Annotated in this window: 18 protein-coding genes; 5 read left to right on the forward strand and 13 right to left on the reverse strand. The window is 62.5% G+C overall.

The window, feature by feature from the left end:
* Positions 1-259: 259 nt before the first annotated feature.
* From ABIB06_RS33240 to ABIB06_RS33275, 8 genes are all read right to left on the reverse strand, one after another.
* The gene (locus ABIB06_RS33240; RefSeq protein ID WP_354052962.1) at positions 260-1,669 is read right to left on the reverse strand and encodes a DUF1254 domain-containing protein; all 1,410 of its coding nucleotides are present in this window, start codon (positions 1,667-1,669) and stop codon (positions 260-262) included.
* A 51-nt stretch (positions 1,670-1,720) separates the two neighbouring features.
* Positions 1,721-3,145, reverse strand: coding sequence for a DUF1254 domain-containing protein (locus ABIB06_RS33245; RefSeq protein ID WP_354052964.1), 1,425 nt, complete (start codon positions 3,143-3,145; stop codon positions 1,721-1,723).
* Positions 3,146-3,507: 362 nt separating this feature from the next.
* Positions 3,508-4,215: a GrlR family regulatory protein gene (locus ABIB06_RS33250; protein WP_354052965.1), complete on the reverse strand. Its 708-nt coding sequence runs from the start codon at positions 4,213-4,215 to the stop codon at positions 3,508-3,510.
* Between the two features lie 293 nt (positions 4,216-4,508).
* A complete protein-coding gene (locus ABIB06_RS33255) occupies positions 4,509-4,658 on the reverse strand; it encodes a hypothetical protein (protein WP_007591825.1) in 150 nt (49 codons plus the stop codon).
* A gap of 102 nt (positions 4,659-4,760) precedes the next feature.
* Entirely contained in the window at positions 4,761-5,582 is an 822-nt protein-coding gene (locus tag ABIB06_RS33260) for a tetratricopeptide repeat protein (protein ID WP_354053023.1), read from the reverse strand.
* A gap of 32 nt (positions 5,583-5,614) precedes the next feature.
* Positions 5,615-6,298: a substrate-binding domain-containing protein gene (locus ABIB06_RS33265; protein WP_354052967.1), complete on the reverse strand. Its 684-nt coding sequence runs from the start codon at positions 6,296-6,298 to the stop codon at positions 5,615-5,617.
* An 18-nt stretch (positions 6,299-6,316) separates the two neighbouring features.
* Positions 6,317-7,018, reverse strand: coding sequence for a GrlR family regulatory protein (locus ABIB06_RS33270; RefSeq protein WP_354052968.1), 702 nt, complete (start codon positions 7,016-7,018; stop codon positions 6,317-6,319).
* Between the two features lie 196 nt (positions 7,019-7,214).
* Positions 7,215-8,249: a glutamine synthetase beta-grasp domain-containing protein gene (locus ABIB06_RS33275; RefSeq protein ID WP_354052969.1), complete on the reverse strand. Its 1,035-nt coding sequence runs from the start codon at positions 8,247-8,249 to the stop codon at positions 7,215-7,217.
* A gap of 537 nt (positions 8,250-8,786) precedes the next feature.
* Here ABIB06_RS33275 and ABIB06_RS33280 point away from each other — a divergent pair.
* Complete coding sequence (locus tag ABIB06_RS33280) at positions 8,787-8,987, forward strand: DUF2735 domain-containing protein (protein ID WP_247346789.1); 201 nt, start codon at positions 8,787-8,789, stop codon at positions 8,985-8,987.
* Between the two features lie 114 nt (positions 8,988-9,101).
* Here the strand turns inward: ABIB06_RS33280 and ABIB06_RS33285 are convergent, their stop codons facing one another.
* Positions 9,102-9,413, reverse strand: a complete 312-nt coding sequence (locus tag ABIB06_RS33285; protein ID WP_354052970.1) for an MliC family protein — start codon at positions 9,411-9,413, stop codon at positions 9,102-9,104.
* 70 nt (positions 9,414-9,483) lie between these two features.
* On the opposite strand from ABIB06_RS33285, the gene ABIB06_RS33290 reads away from it, so the two are divergent.
* The 4 genes from ABIB06_RS33290 (at position 9,484) to ABIB06_RS33305 (ending at position 12,148) form a co-directional block, all read left to right on the forward strand.
* Positions 9,484-10,242 (forward strand): tyrosine-protein phosphatase, encoded by a 759-nt coding sequence (locus ABIB06_RS33290; protein WP_354052971.1) that lies wholly within the window; start codon positions 9,484-9,486, stop codon positions 10,240-10,242.
* A 40-nt stretch (positions 10,243-10,282) separates the two neighbouring features.
* On the forward strand, positions 10,283-10,963 hold the full coding sequence (locus ABIB06_RS33295) for an SDR family oxidoreductase (protein WP_354052973.1): 681 nt from the start codon (positions 10,283-10,285) through the stop codon (positions 10,961-10,963).
* A 97-nt stretch (positions 10,964-11,060) separates the two neighbouring features.
* Positions 11,061-11,747: a DUF2161 domain-containing phosphodiesterase gene (locus ABIB06_RS33300; RefSeq protein ID WP_247346547.1), complete on the forward strand. Its 687-nt coding sequence runs from the start codon at positions 11,061-11,063 to the stop codon at positions 11,745-11,747.
* Between the two features lie 95 nt (positions 11,748-11,842).
* A complete protein-coding gene (locus tag ABIB06_RS33305) occupies positions 11,843-12,148 on the forward strand; it encodes a hypothetical protein (protein ID WP_247346545.1) in 306 nt (101 codons plus the stop codon).
* Between the two features lie 80 nt (positions 12,149-12,228).
* Here the strand turns inward: ABIB06_RS33305 and ABIB06_RS33310 are convergent, their stop codons facing one another.
* The 4 genes from ABIB06_RS33310 to kynA form a co-directional block, all read right to left on the reverse strand.
* On the reverse strand, positions 12,229-12,858 hold the full coding sequence (locus ABIB06_RS33310) for a GNAT family N-acetyltransferase (RefSeq protein WP_354052976.1): 630 nt from the start codon (positions 12,856-12,858) through the stop codon (positions 12,229-12,231).
* Between the two features lie 149 nt (positions 12,859-13,007).
* Positions 13,008-13,409 (reverse strand): PaaI family thioesterase, encoded by a 402-nt coding sequence (locus ABIB06_RS33315; RefSeq protein WP_354052978.1) that lies wholly within the window; start codon positions 13,407-13,409, stop codon positions 13,008-13,010.
* A 145-nt stretch (positions 13,410-13,554) separates the two neighbouring features.
* Positions 13,555-14,757 (reverse strand): kynureninase, encoded by a 1,203-nt coding sequence (gene kynU, locus ABIB06_RS33320; RefSeq protein WP_354052979.1) that lies wholly within the window; start codon positions 14,755-14,757, stop codon positions 13,555-13,557.
* A gap of 8 nt (positions 14,758-14,765) precedes the next feature.
* Positions 14,766-15,605: a tryptophan 2,3-dioxygenase gene (gene kynA / locus ABIB06_RS33325; protein ID WP_247346527.1), complete on the reverse strand. Its 840-nt coding sequence runs from the start codon at positions 15,603-15,605 to the stop codon at positions 14,766-14,768.

A 15,605-nucleotide genomic window follows, 5' to 3' on the forward strand; every position in this document is an offset into this window, starting at 1 on the left:
CAATGCGCGCCGACAAGACCGACCAGAGCTTCACTTCAATGATCTATCTGGCCGCGGCCGCGATAAACTCCAGATGAATCCCAACAGACCCTAGTGAAGCCGCAAGGGCGCGCGATGTCCGTTGCGGGTCACAAGCGCCTCTGGGCTCCACGCCGCACGACTTCGCTCGACTCCCCACTCCAGACCTGCCGCTGCACTGCGCCAACCGACGCGAATGGGCCAATAGCAGAAGTGGTCACCGGGATGATTCCATAGAATCTTATGCTGCTCGCTGCAGCGGCGGTCGCTCCCACTTGCCTTCCACCGCTGCTTCTTTCGGCCAATAGAGGCGCATGATCATGGAGAACGGCCCCTTGGGGGCAGGCAGCCAGTTGGCTTCCTTTTCCTTACCCGGGGTTTCGTTCTGGATGATCAGCGTCAGCCCGCCGTCGGCATCGCGCTTGAGCTGCGGCAGCATCGGTGAATTGATCAGATAGCGGTCGATTGGGTTGGCCACCAGCAGACTCTGCGGCTCATCATACATGGTCAGCGACCAGAACGCATTGACGGGCGGCAACTGGCCCGGCGCAAAGCGCATGGTGTAACGGCTGGTGCCGTCCAGCTTCTGCTTCGTCGCATCCACGTAATAAGCGGGATACATCGCCTCCTGCTTCGAATTGCCGTAGATGCCGAGCACGGCGGCACCCATCCGGTAGAGGTAGTTGTTCTTCAGATACTGCCGCGTGCCGAAGACGTCGCCGGAGGCCAGCTTTCTCTCTTCAAAATCTTTCTTCAGGCCGGCGAAGGCAACCCAGGCATCGGCCATCCCCTGCTCGATGGCCGTCTTCATTTCGGGCGAGAGCTTGCTCGCGTCGAAGGTCTTGCCCGCGCCGACGCCGATCCTGGCGAAGCGCGCCATCAGCGCTTTCTCGGATGGGACCGTTGGGCAGAATTGCAGGACGAAGTTCAGGATGTTGAAGAACTGGAGTGAGGTCTTCTCCTCTGCAGGTGTCAGCGGTTTGATGAAATCAACGGCCGGGGCGGCGATGGGTGCAGGCTGGCCAAGAAACGCGGATAGCGGCTGTACCTTGTAGCCGGCCTGGACCTTCTTCACATTGTCGATGTCCTCAGGCTTGAAGAGCTGCGTGCGATAGGTGGGGATCGCCAATTCCGTCTCGCAACGAAACACTTTCTTGATGCCCTTCGGCGTTGCGCCTTTCCAGCCGGGCCCAGCGAGCAGGAAGCTGCCGCCTCCGTTGCCGGTCGCGCGTGTGCCGATGTAGTCGAAGTTGAAGGTGTAGTAATCGATCAGCTGGACGCTGAAATAGCGCTCCTTTTCGATCGCCGGCACCGTGAGCACGAGAGGTTCGGAGCGCAGGTCCGCGCCGATGAATGAGTAAGGCGTATCCGAGTTGGGTGTCTGAATCGCCTTGTCCGCGGGTGTAAAGACACGCGCGCTGTTCCATATCTGGTTAAAGGGCCCCTTGTATTCCGGGTTCGTCTTATCCATCCAATATGCATGCTGGATGCGGTAATTGTCCACGATCGGGAAGCCGTAGATATAAGCCTCCTTCGCAATGGCGCGGGCTTCTGCCGGACTGATGCCGGCCTGGGCGCGGGCTGCCGAGGAATGGAGTGCAGGGAGGACAGCAATCCCGCCGACAAAGCCTCTGCGTGTGATGCCCTTCATGTCTAAACCTCTCCGCTTCGTTCGAGTCGAACTGCTATGTCAGGTACGAAACTATGAGACCTTCTTGATGTCGGGCGGTTGCCATGCGCCTGTACCCGGCGGCAGGATCGAGGGTGCTTCGGTCTTCGGCCAATAGAGCCGCATGACGAGGTAGATGTCCCCGTTCGGTGCAGGCAACCAATTGGATTCTTTGTCGGCGCCCGGTGATTTGTTCTGAATGTAGAGCGTCAACGAGCCGTCGGCGTTCATCTTCATGCCCGGCAGCATCGGCGAATTGATCAGGTAGCGGTTGATCGGGTTTTCGATCAGCAACTGCGTCTTGCCGTCGTACATGGTGACAGACCAAAAGGCGTCCACCGGCGGGAATTGTCCGGCAGGAAAAGTGAGGGTGTATTGGTGCTTCGAGCCGTCGAGGACCTCGCCATCAGCAAGCGTCTTCGTCATTGGATAAACGGCCTCGACCGCGTCGTTGCCATAGATGCCGCCCTTGGCTGCGGCAGCACGCTTCAGCCAATCGCCATTGTAGAACTGCCGGTCCCCGAATAATGATCCGATTTTCCATCCATTGACGTCTTTCTGTCCGCTGGCCAGATACTTTTCAACCTTCTCTTCGCCGTCTTTCATCCCCAGCCCGATTTCAAGCTTGTGCGTGATCGGAAGATTCTTGAATTCGAAGGTCTTGCCTGCACCGACGCCAATGCGCGCAAGCTTGGCGCGAATTTCCTTTTCCTCTGGTCCGGCTGGCGCGAACTGCAAGGCGAAGTCGAGATACTCGAAGAAGTTCTTCTTCACTAACTCCGCATTGGCCTTGGGAAAGTCGATCGCGGGCGCAGCGGGCGGTGCCGGCTGGTTGAGATAGGCCGACAAGGGTTGCGCCTTGTAGCCGGCCTGGACCTTCTCAACGTTCGGCATGTCTGCAGCATTGAAAAGTTGCGTGCGGTAGGCAACGGCCGAAAACTGCGTTGAGGACTGGAAGACCTTTTTGATGCCGGGCGGCGTGGCGCCCTGCCAATCGGGACCGACAACCATATAGTCACCGGCCTCGCTGCCGGTTGCGCGGCTACCGACATATCCGTAATTGAACGTGTTGCCGTCGCACAGCATCACCGAATAATAGCGGCTCTTCTCGACAGCCGGCACTGAGAGAACGATCGGTTCGGCACGCAGATCGGTCCACAAGATCGAATATGGCGTGTCGCTATTGGGGGTTATGACGGCCGTGTCTTTGTAGGTGAAGACCCTCGCCTCGTTATTGATCTGATTGAACGGCGCCTTGAATTGTCCCGAATTCCTGTCCACCGCATACTCGTCCATCACCGCGTAGTTCATGACGATGGGCAGCCCGTAGATGAAACCTTCCTCGGCGATGGCCTTTGCCTCACGGATATCCGGCCATTGCGCCTGTGCAACTTTGGGCGACAATGCACATATCGATCCCAATAAAGCAGCGGCCAGCGCTCTCGCTCGAATAGTCATGTGAATCTCCCATACCGACACGCACGCAAAAATAGTGCAGCGATAATTATTCTCGGAATAGCTTTGGCGGTCTATGCGAAAACGGCAACGTGCCGCAAGGCATTGTGGTTGCTGGATTAAAACGTGAACTGAAAAGCACTTTCCCAATACTGCCCCGCAAATTCGTTCTGAAAAGGCCGCTTTGAGTCAATCGCGTCGGTTCGCCCCTGGGGCGATGACTTCCGGTCTGACTGGGCAAGCGGACAGGGTCAGATCGGACCGGCACGTCTCGAACGGGCCCACTTGCCGAGCTCGCCGTGAGTGGCACGTCAGGCCGCCGCTTTATCCTCGCAAGCGGACATCCCGGATCTTTGAGTACCGTCCTAGGCCCTTCTCATCAGCTTGAGCGAGGCCGCGAGGCGCAGGCTGCGCTTGCCGGCGAGCGCGATGCCTTCGAGCTCGCCGCTGTTGGCCGTGCAGGTCCCGGAGAAACCGATCCCGACCTCATAGCCGCCGAACACGGGGTTTTCGCCTTTCGCCGGCGTATGCTCCTGGTTGAGCATCTCGCCCTTCCAGCGGCCGTCCGCCGAGGAATAGGAGCCGAGATAGTAGAAGAACGCATCTCCGCCCAGGATGCGGCCGTCGATCAGCAGCATGACACCGGAGAGTCCGGCATCGACACCGTCGAGCGCGCGCAGGCCGATGCCGTAGAGCCCGTTGGCGATGCCACCCGCTCCGATCGTGCCGCGTGGCGGCAGCGCCCCATCGTCGAGCCGCGTCAGATTGGCCCAGAAATGTCCCCCCGGCATGGTGTCCGCGCTGCCCTCGAGACGAATCTGGTTGCCGATTAATCGCCCGCGTGCGCCGATCGACGCGACATCCGCGCCCATCAGCGGCTTGTGGTGAGGATCGTCGTTATGCCGTTCGGTGATCACTTCGGCTACGATCTCACCGTTGTCGCGCTCCTGATACGTTCCAAGGTGCGCGAACGCCGAATTGCCGCCCAGCATCTTGCCGTCATGCAAGCACATGATGCTGCGGCCAAAGGCATCGTGGATGCCGTATTCAACCTTGTAGAGCCCGTCCAGCAACGCAATTGACCTGTAAAATAAAAAAGAATCGCGGGCTACCTAGCACCGCCGCCGCACCAAGACCATCCGGCTTTTCCGCGCAGTGGCCACGCGCTGAGCCTATCTTTGCATGATGCCATCATGCCCCTGTTTTGCCCGACGGCGCAAGTTGCTTTCGCCAAATCCGCAATGAGCGATTTCACCCAAAAGGGTGATTTCAGCAGCCAAGTGATTTCAACGACTTGGCTACTGTGCATGGGGTTGTTTTTCGACTTTTTTTGTTGCGGCCGGCGCTGGACGGCCCTCCTCATGCGTCAGTGACGCTTGAAATACTGCACCTCGCGCTCGTGCTTTTCGGCCGCAGCTCTGCTTCTGAATGTGCCGAGGTTGCGGCGCTTGCCGGTCTTGGGATTCACCTTGCGTGAATAGAGGCGGTATTCGCCGGATGCCAGTTTGCGGATCATAGTTGCGCTCCGTTCTGTCTCGCCATCAACAGTGTACGGACGAGCCAGGTTCCGTCACGCTTGCCTGCCAACGGCCGAAAGACCGCTTCCCTCCGGCGACGCTCAGAAGCACAGCGTGGTAACGAGCTTGCCCTGCTTGTCCTTGATCGCATAGGGACAGCGCAGCCGCTCCAGCGCCTGCTTGGCATCCTCGTCGCCGAGCGCTGCGGCGCGCTCGTAATAGGATTTCGCGGCGTCCTTGTCCTTTGGCCCACCTCGGCCTTCCTGCGCGAAGGCGCCCATCCGCTCCAGCGCGCCGGGATGGTTTTGCGCCGCCGCCTTCTCGAACAGCGCGCGCGCCGCGGCGTCGTCCTTCGCACCGCCTGTGCCTTCGGAGAGCATCACACCGAGCTGGTACTGCGCCTCCGCATTGGTCTCGGCCGCCTTGCCGAGCAATGCGCGCGCCTGTGCGGGATCGGCCGGGGCGGCGCCGCCGGTACCGCCGAGCGCGGCGAGATTGCTGACGCCGCGGGGATTGCCGGCCTGCGCCGCCTTCTCGAACAATTTGCGCGCCTGCGCTTCATCCCTGGCGACACCGGAACCGATGCCGTAGGCCACACCGAGCTCGACCATTGCCGCACTCGATCCCTTGTCGGCAGCCTTGCGCCAGGCAGCCATCGCTTCGGCCGTCTGCCGGTTGGCCGCATAGGCGCGGCCGAGCGCGAACATCGCGCGCCGCGATGACGACGCAGCCTGCTTGCAGAACTTGATCGCGGTGGCGACGTCGGCGGCTGCAATCTCGGTCACGCCCCTGACATCTGCCGGCTTGTCGGGATCGCTGGGATCGGCGGCGACCCGGTCGCACAGGACGAGATCGGCCGATTGCGCATGCGCCGACAACGGCACCGCAAGCGTGAGGAGGATGACAACGAGGAAGGTCCGCATGGACACTACGTTGGGTCCCCGCCCCGGCAAGTTCAAGGCTCGAGTCCCGATTGGCGCAGCACGGGGACGACCTCGGGCGACGCCAGGTAGCGCAGCAGCCGGTCCGCTGCGTCGGCTTGCTTTGCGCTGGCCATGCGGCCGGCGGAGAACACGGCCGGCGTTTGCAGGTCGTGCGGGATCGGGCCGATCACCTCGATGCCTTCGACCTGCTTCAGCTCGCTGATCTGCTGCACGGCGAGGTCTGCTTCGCCGCTCGCGAGCCGCTCCGCGGTAAAGCCTTGCTCGACGATAGCAGCCTTGGCGTTGATCTCTGCCGCGATCCCCATCCGCACGATCAACTGCGCGAAATAAACCCCGCTCGCACCCAGCCGCGAATAGGCGACGGACCGCGCCGCGAGCAGCGTCTTGCGCAATGCGGCTTCGCTGGAGATGTCGGGATGCACTTGCCCTGCCCGCACCGCGATGCCGACAAAGGAGCGCGCCAGGTCGGCCGCGCTTTCGGCGACCACGCGGCCCTCGCCGATCATCTCGTCGAGCCCCTCACGGGTGAGGATCACGAGGTCGGCGGCCTCGCCGTCGCGCAGCCGCTTCAGCAAGGCCAGGGTCGGCGCGAAGTCGGCATCGACATGGATGCCGGTCGCGTCTTCGAAGGCGGAGGACAGGCTGCGCATCGCGCCCATCAGGCCGAGCGTCGAGAGCATGCGAATTTTTTCCATAAGCGATTCCTGTAGCGATCAGGCGCGGTGCATCAGCTTGAGGGCGGCGGTCAGGCGCAGGCTGCGCTTGCCGGCGAGCGCCGTCGCCTCCAGCACCGCCTGTTCGGCGTCATACGTGCCGGAGAAGCCGATGCCGACCTCGTGGCCGCCGAAGATCGGATCGTCCTTGGCCGGCGTGTGCTCCTGGTTGAGGATCTGGCCCTTCCAGCGCCCGTTGGCGGCGGTGTAGCTGCCGAGATAGTAGAACGAGGCATCGCCGCCGAGGATGCGGCCCTTGTTGAGCAGCATCACGCCGGTGAGGCCGCCGTCGACGCCGTCGAGCAGGCGCAGATGCATCGAGTAGAGCCCGTCGGCGATGCCGGCTTCGCCGACGCCGCCGGCGATCGGCACCTCGTCTTCGGTGATCGGCGTCATCAACGACTGGAAGGGCACGCCGGGCAGCTCTTTCAGCTCGCCCTTGAAACGATAGAGATCGCCGTCGGCCCAACCCTTGGCCAGCAAGGTCGCGTCGTCGGTCCCCGCCATGGCGCGGTAGCTCGGGTCGGGGTTGTGGCGAACGGTGCTGATCACGACGTCGACGCCGCCTTCGGTCTTGGCGTAGGTGCCGATATGGGCGAACGCCGAATTGCCGCCCAGCATCTTGCCGTTGCTGGCATGCATCACGCTTCGGCCGACCCCGTCGCCGAGTTGAAATCTCACCTTGTAGAAGCCTTCAAACACCAGCCGTCCCCGGCCCTGCGTGCATCCAGACGCACTCTATCCCGCTTTCGGCGGCGATGGACAAGTTTCGCGCGATCGAGGTCCGAGGGGCCTCCGCAACGACTGTCATCAGAATGCAAAAATCCGCCGGAGTCTTTCGACTCCGGCGGATCAAAGTCCAACCCGGGCCAGTCCCCCAGCCCGGGCCGGGAGGATCTTAGGCCGCGGCCTGCTTGTCGGCCGGCACGGACGCGATCGTCTTCAGGATCTGCGAAGCGATCTGGTATGGGTCGCCCTGCGAGTTCGGACGGCGGTCTTCCAGATAGCCCTTGTAGCCGTTGTTGGCGAAGGAGTGCGGAACGCGGATCGAGGCACCGCGATCGGCAATGCCGTAGCTGAACTTGTTCCACGGCGCGGTCTCGTGCTTGCCGGTCAGACGCTTGTCGTTGTCCGGGCCGTAGACGGCGATGTGGTCCATGATGTTCTTGTCGAAGGCCGCCATCAGCGCCTCGAAGTACTCCTTGCCGCCGACCGTCCGCATATACTCGGTCGAGAAGTTGGCGTGCATGCCGGAGCCGTTCCAGTCGGTGTCGCCGAGCGGCTTGCAGTGGAATTCGATGTCGATGCCGTAGCTCTCGGTCAGACGCAGCATCAGGTAGCGAGCCATCCACATTTCGTCAGCGGCCTTCTTGGAGCCCTTGCCGAAGATCTGGAATTCCCACTGGCCTTTCGCGACTTCCGCGTTGATGCCTTCGTGATTGATGCCTGCCGCAAGGCAGAGGTTGAGATGCTCTTCGACGATCTTGCGGGCGACGTCGCCGACGTTCGAGTAGCCAACGCCGGTGTAGTACGGACCCTGCGGCGCCGGATAGCCCGAGGCCGGGAAGCCGAGCGGACGGCCGTCCTTGTAGAAGAAGTATTCCTGCTCGAAGCCAAACCAGGCGCCGGCATCATCGAGAATGGTGGCGCGCTTGTTGGTGGAGTGCGGGGTCTTGCCATCGGGCATCATGACTTCGCACATCACGAGCGCGCCGTTCTCACGCGCGGCGTCGGGATACACGGCGACCGGCTTCAGCACGCAATCGGAGCTGTGGCCCTCGGCCTGCTGGGTGGAGGAGCCATCGAAGCCCCAGAGCGGAAGCTGCTCGAGCGTGGGGAACGACGAAAATTCCTTGATCTGAGTTTTGCCGCGCAAGTTCGGAGTCGGCGAATATCCGTCGAGCCAGATGTACTCGAGCTTGTACTTGGTCATTGAGCCTCTCTGTAGATGATGCGAAAGGTGGGGGCCGTAGGCCCCCGCACGATTGTTTACCCGGCCACCATCGGCCGACCCTTCATAAGCATTTAACGTGCCAAAAGGCCGCAGTGCGGGAGGTTTTCCACCGCGGCCGGCCTGCCCTCGCCCGGGGCAGATCGACCACCGCGGCGTGCGTCATAGCGGCGCACCTTTGCGTGAAGCTGCACCGCAAAAATCCCGCTGAAAACGCCTGATTCTGGAGCAGGCGAACGCGTGCCGGAGGTTGCCGATGAAACGCGCATCAGCGTCCAGCAATTTTCGCAAAAGCGCTGCCCCCGGCTAGCAACCTTTGGAATGGCCAACGCGTTGGTCACTGCCATGGTGCCTTGGGGGATGCAGAAGGCTTCTTGCCTACAAAATGGGCTGCAACTGATTTCCTTTTCAGCACTTTGCATTTCAGGATGCGCGGCCGATATGGGGAATCCAGTAACCACAATCGAACGAGTCGGGCGCACCATGGAGGCGATCGCCTGGGCCGGAGGAGAAATCGAAATGATGAACAATGGTCTGAGTCACGGATCTGCAACGATCTACCAATTCCCTGTCGGGGGCCGCGCGGCACTCGCAGGACGCCGCTACGGTGAAACCGGCCTTGCCGATCACGTCTCTCTCCCCGTGAACGAGACGATCTGCAGCGGCAGCTGGTATCATCAGGACGCGATCGACGAAGCCAAGCCGAAATGGGATCGCTAATGCCTGTGGTCGGTTTGATATCGCCGCGCTCTCTTGGGCGACCGGCGGCAGTTTGAAAAAGGGTCGAAACAACGATGTTTCGGCCCTTTTTGATTCCTGCGGGATTGCCGCCGTTCAGCTCCCCGCACAAGCCGTGACCGGCAGCTTCAGATGCCTGACGGTGGTGCTCCCGGTCTTGCCGATCACAAGCGTGATCCCCGCCCCCGAATAGCGCGCGCCGGAAACCGTCAGCCGCTTGGCGAGCGTGACCGGCTCGCCGTCGATCTGGAGGAAGGCGCGCTTGTCCTCGTCATAAAACCCAACGATGAATTGCGTACCATCGGCGCAGCGATAGCTCCGGAACGTCTGCGCATCGGCCTGCCGCGCACCGATAATTCCGCCCGCCAGCGTGGCGACCGCCAAAAGAATGGCCTTGTGCCGGCCCATGATCGCCCCCTGTAATAGATCTCAAGGACGCCCGTCGCGCGTCCATGGAACCATAACCCAAGCTGATCTCATGCAAGACTCCTCTTTACAAGTTGCCCCCGCTCGCCACCTCGCCCTGCAAGGCGCCAGCAATTTTCGCGACCTCGGCGGCTATCCGACCGCAGATGGCCGTACCACGCGCTGGCGGCACATCTTCCGTTCCAACCATCTCGGCCAGCTCACCGTCGCGGATATCGAGATCGTCCGTGCGCTCGGCGTGCGCAGCGCGTTCGACTTTCGCGGTGTCGAGGAGCGGACGGCGGGCGTCTGTGTGGTGAACGAGATCGCCGTGCATTCTCTGCCGATCGAGCCGACGGTCGTGGCCGCATTGCGCGCCGAACTCGCCCGGGGCTCGCTGACCGCGCCGGTCGCGCTCGAACTCATGCGCGAATCCTATCGCAACTATGTCCGCCACAACACGGCCAGTTTCCGCAACCTGTTCGGTTATCTGCTGGAGGACCGCGCGCCGCTCGTCATTCATTGCACCGCCGGTAAGGATCGCACCGGCTTTGCCAGCGCGCTGATCCTGCATGCGCTCGGCGTCGCCGACGAGGTCATTGCCGAGGACTACCTGCTGACCAACCAGCACTACAAGCGCGATGCGACGGCCGCCACCGATCTGCCCGAGGACGTCCGCAATGCCATCGGTAACGTCGATGCCTCGTATCTTGCCGCGGCTTTCGAAGCCGTCGGCAAGGAATATGGCGATCTCGAAACCTACTTGCGCGACGGCCTCAAGCTCGGCACACCGGAGCGGACCGCGCTGAAGGCGCGTTATCTGCAATCGTAAGCGGCCGTAAATCTGAATCGGCCGTGCCGGGAGAACGACGATGCAAGGCAAGGTTCTGATCGTGACCGGAGCACTCGGCGCACTTGGAAAAGTCGTCGCCGAGGCCGCGCAGTCGCGCGGCGCGCGCGTCGCCGGCATCGACCATGCGCCATCGCAAATCTCCGCGACGCCTGAACGCATCGAGATCGGCGGCGTCGATCTGTCCGACGCGGCGCAGGCGAAGACGGCGGTCGATGCGGCCGCGAAGCACTTCGGCAAGCTCGATGGGTTGATCAACATCGCCGGCGGATTCGCGTTCGAGACTATCGGCGACGGCGATATCAAGACATGGCAGCGCATGCATGCGCTCAACGTGCTGACGGCGCTCAACGCCTCGCACGCGGCGCTGCCGCATCTGGCCGCCTCCAATGCCGGTCGCATCGTCAATATCGGCGCCATGGGCGCGCTTCAGGCCGGCTCGGGCATGGGCCCCTATGCGGCGTCGAAAGCCGGCGTCCATCGCCTCACCGAGGCGCTTGCGAGCGAGTGGAAAGGCAAGGTCACGGTGAACGCAGTGCTCCCTTCGATCATCGACACCAAGGCCAACCGCGCCGACATGCCGAAAGCGGACTTCGCCAAGTGGGTGACGCCCCAGGAGCTCGCGGAGGTCATCCTGTTCCTCGCCAGCGACGCCGCCAGCGGCGTCACCGGCGCGCTGATCCCGGTCGGCGGACGGGTTTAGTCGCATACCGGCTTGATTGTCTCTGCCCCTGCTCCGATTCAATCGGGACCAAGAAAGCTCTACACTGCCCGCAACTGATTCTCCGATCGGACGTGCCGTGGAAACCACGCTCTATCTGCCTGTCAAACGCTTCCTCGAAGAGCTGGGCTTCACGGTCAAGGGCGAGATCGTCGGCTGCGATCTCGTGGGCCTCAGCGCCGGCGATCCGCCTGTCGTAGTGATCGGCGAGCTCAAGCTCGCCTTCAATCTCGAGCTGATTCTTCAGGCGGTCGACCGCGCACCCGCCGGCGACGAGGTCTGGATTGCGGCAAAAATGTCAGCGCGCGGCAAGGGACGCGAGACTGACGCGCGCTATCGCAATCTCTGCCGCCGTCTCGGCTTCGGTATGCTCGGAGTGACCGACCGCGGCCAGGTCGAGGTGCTGGTGAAGCCGCCGACGGCAGCTCCGCGCCGTGAGCCGAAGGTGCGTTCGCGCCTGGTCGCAGAGCATCAGCGCCGCCAAGGCGATCCTGTGCTGGGCGGCAGCACCCGCGCGCCGATCATGACGGCCTATCGGCAGCAGGCTCTCGCCTGCGCCTCGGAGCTTGCGGCCGGCCCGCGGCGCGTGGTCGAATTGCGCCAACGCTGTCCCGATGCCGGCAAGATCATGCTTAACAATGTGTATGGCTGGTTCGAACGCACGGAGCGGGGAATCTACGGGCTGACCGAGGCCGGACGCGCGGCGCTGAAGCGCTGGCCGCAACAGCGGGCTGAGGTTGTTGAGGGTGTCGCGTCACCGCCCTGACACCCAACCGGTGCATAGCTGAGCTGCCACATGAAATTCATATTGCAATGCAACATGGACGGCACTAGGTATCCCGGCATCGAAACGAGGCCGTTATGAACACAGACTGGAATACCAAATATGGCACGCGGCGCGTGCGCCACGATCCGCCGACCCTGGACGAGGCGATCTTCGCCGCCGTCGGCATCACGGACGATCAGGAGCAGCAGGCCGAGATCGCCGCAGCCCTGATGGGCATGCCGCTCGATGTCGTCCAGGCCGAGGTCAAGAAGCAGGTTCGCACCAACAGCCGCATCACCTCGACCCGCGTGATCGCCGGCGAACAGGGCGCGCAGCGCTCGGTGGTGGTCGAACGCCGCGTCGTGCGCCGCTTCGGCAACGACAAGCGCACCGGCACCTGAGCGCTCAGTTCTCTGTTTCCAATACGAAAGCGGACCAGTTTTGCCGGTCCGCTTTTTTGATTCCAGTCGGCTGTTTCAGGTCAGGCGGCGCGATTGCCATAGATGCTGGAGATGATCTTCCAGCAGGTCGAGTTGAAGCTGAGCAGAGCGCGGCCGGCCGTGAATGGCGAGGCCGCGAGATCGGCGAACTCGTCCTCAGGTGCCCTGGCGAGATCGATCGTCCCGGTCGATTCGCCATGACGGAATTGCAGATCCGCCCCGAACTTCCTGGCGAGCGCCCGCATCGCGTGATTCTCGGCGCCCGTGGTGATGCGCAGGCGCTTGTAGCCTTTCCAGCGCGCTTCCGCGATCAGGCGGCTGAACAGCACGGTGCCGACGTTCTGGCGCCGCGCTGAGGCCTCCACGCTGAAGGCGACCTCGGGCAGTGAATCGTCCTCAGGCGGATGCAGCTCGGCTGCACCGCGGACCACGCCGTCGACGATGTAGGCGACGATCACAGTGCCGTCCTCGGCACAGCGGGCGGCGTAACGCTCGATAAAACTGTCGTCGAGAAAACCGTTGAAACGGTCGTGCCGGCTTCCGGCATCGAGCCTCAGCAGGTGATCGCGCAAAAGCGGCAATTCTTCCTGTTGGCTCAAGGTCCGCACATAGCCCTGAACGGACTTCGTGCGGTTGGTTTCTTCAAGTGCGAAATCTGCTTCGAGTGACAAGTCTAAACTCCTCTTGGTGTCCCTCGAGGAGGCGTTCGAATCCCTAGACCTCTAATATTGTGCATCGCAACAAGCCTTTCAAGATGGGAACCTGCCCAAGTTTCGGGCATCGCAGACGACCAATTCGTTAACAAAATCAACCGCCGTATTCATACGAGGACCAGCTGGGTCTGGGTCACCACCGCGACCAGCTTGCCGTCCTCGGTCTCCAGCCGGGTGGTCCAGACCTGGGTCCGCCGGCCCCGGTGGATCGGGGTAGCGGTTGCGACGATCGTGGTTCCCTCCTTGGCTCCGCCGATGAAATTGGTCTTGCTCTCGAGTGTAGTCGTGCCCTTGGCGTCCTCCGGCAGGTTGATCACGGTGGCCGCAGCGCCAACGGAATCGGCCAGCGCCATCACTGCGCCGCCGTGGATGGTGTGGTGGAGGGTGCAGAGATCCGGCCTGACCATCATCCGCGCCACCACGCGATCTTTCCCGGCCTCGACGAACTCGACGCCCTTAAGCTCGGCGAACGGCATCTTCATCGCTTTAAGTTTCTCGAGCGGCGTCATCGGATCTCCTTCCAATTCATTGTTGCCTCAGCGTGAATTGCTTCGCGCGGCAAAGCAATGACGTCCGAGGTAATAGCCGCCGTGACATTGGACGAAGCGTTTGCGCTTATGGTGCCGCCATGCGCCAATTCACGGCAGCCCCTTCTCAAGTCACCGCATTCACGACCTGATACTCCGGCCGCCCCCACACTTGGCCTGCGATCACCTCCTCGATGATCTCGGCTGCCTTCATTACCTCTGCCTCGCCGATATACAGCGGCGTGATGCCGAACCTCATGATGTCAGGCGCGCGGAAATCGCCGATGACGCCGCGGGCGATGAGGGCCTGCATCGCGGCATAGCCGCCCTCGAAGGCGAACGAGACTTGCGAGCCGCGGCGCTCATGGGCGCGCGGGGTAACGAGCGTCAGCTGCGGGCAGCGGCGCTCGACTTCGCTGATGAGGAGATCGCCGAGCGCCAGCGAGCGGGCCCGGACCTCCGCGATATCGACCCTGTCCCAGATATCGAGCGAGGCCTCCAGCGCCGCCATCGCCAGCACTGGAGGTGTCCCGATGCGCATGCGCTCGACGCCGCCCGCAGCCGCATAGGCCAATTCGAACGCGAACGGCTTTGCGTGGCCCATCCACCCCGACAGCGCGGCGCGCACGCCGTCGGCGTGGCGCGGCGCGACGTAGAGGAAGGCCGGCGCGCCGGGGCCGGCGTTGATGTATTTGTAGGTGCACCCGGCGGCGAAATCAGCGCCGGTGCCGGCAAGGTCAACCGGCAGTGCGCCGGCCGAATGCGCGAGGTCCCAGACCGTGACAATGCCGAGCGCATGCGCTCTTGCGGTCAGCTTCGAGATGTCGTGGCGTCGTCCGGTGCGGTAATCGACCTCGGTGATGTAGAGCACCGCGATCTCCTCCGACAACGAAGCCTCGATCTCCTCCGGCGCCACTAGGCGCAATTGATGGCCACGGCCGAGCGTCGCGATCAGGCCTTCGGCCATGTAGAGGTCGGTCGGGAAATTGCCGGCGTCTGACAGGACGACCTTGCGCGACGCGTTCATGTCGAGCGCGGCCGCGAGCGCTTGATAGACTTTCAGCGACAGAGTATCGCCCACCATCACTGAGCCGGCTTCCGCACCGATCAGTCGTGCGATGCGATCGCCGACATGGCGCGGCTGGGCATACCAGCCCGCGCTGTTCCAGGCGCGGATCAACTGGTCACCCCACTCGGCGGTGATGACGCGGCTGACGCGCTCGGCCACGCCAAGCGGCAACGCGCCGAGCGAATTGCCGTCGAGATAGATTACACCATCGGGCAAATGGAACAGCGCTTTGGTGTCGTCGTAGACGCGAAGCTTGGTCATGAAAATCTCTACAGGATCGTGCGCACGCGCCAGAGTTCAGGGAACAGCTCCACCTCCAGCATGCGCTTGAGATAGCTGACGCCGCCGGTGCCGCCGGTGCCGCGCTTGAAGCCGATGACGCGCTCGACCGTCGTCACATGGTTGAAACGCCAGCGCCGGAAATAATCCTCGAAATCGACCAGCTTTTCGGCGACCTCGTAGAGCATCCAATGCGTTTCCGGCGCCTCGTAGACGATACGCCAGGCCTGCAGAACGCCTTCATTGAAGCTATGGGTCTCGCGAACATCGCGCGCCAGCACGGCCGCAGGCATTTTGAGCCCGTTGCGGTCGGCGAGCCGCAGCACCTCGTCATAGAGGCTTGGCGTCGCCAGCTCGGCTTCGAGCAGCTGCGTGGTTTCCACATCGTGCGCGTGCGGCTTGAGCATGGCGTGGTTGCGGTTGCCGAGCAGGAATTCGATCAGCCGGTATTGCCGCGACTGGAAGCCTGAGGACTGGCCAAGCTGCGAGCGGAAGCGCGTGTACTCGCTGGGCGTCATGGTGCGCAGCACGTCCCAGGCATTGTTGAGCTGTTCAAAGATGCGCGACATCCGTGCCAGCATCTTCATCGCGGGGGCGACCTCGTCCTTTCCGATCGCGCGGCGTGCGGCGCTGAGCTCGTGGATAGCGAGCCGCATCCAGAGTTCGGTGGTCTGATGCTGGATGATGAACAGCATCTCGTCATGCGCTTCCGAGAGCGGATGCTGCGCGCCGAGAATCGCATCCAGCGCCAGATAATTGCCGTAAGACATGCGCCGGGCAAAATCGGTTTCGGCGCCGTCGCTTGCGGGATCGTAGTCGCTGGACGTCAT

Source organism: Bradyrhizobium sp. LB8.2 (genome assembly GCF_040548035.1).
In the GTDB taxonomy this organism is placed as follows: domain Bacteria; phylum Pseudomonadota; class Alphaproteobacteria; order Rhizobiales; family Xanthobacteraceae; genus Bradyrhizobium.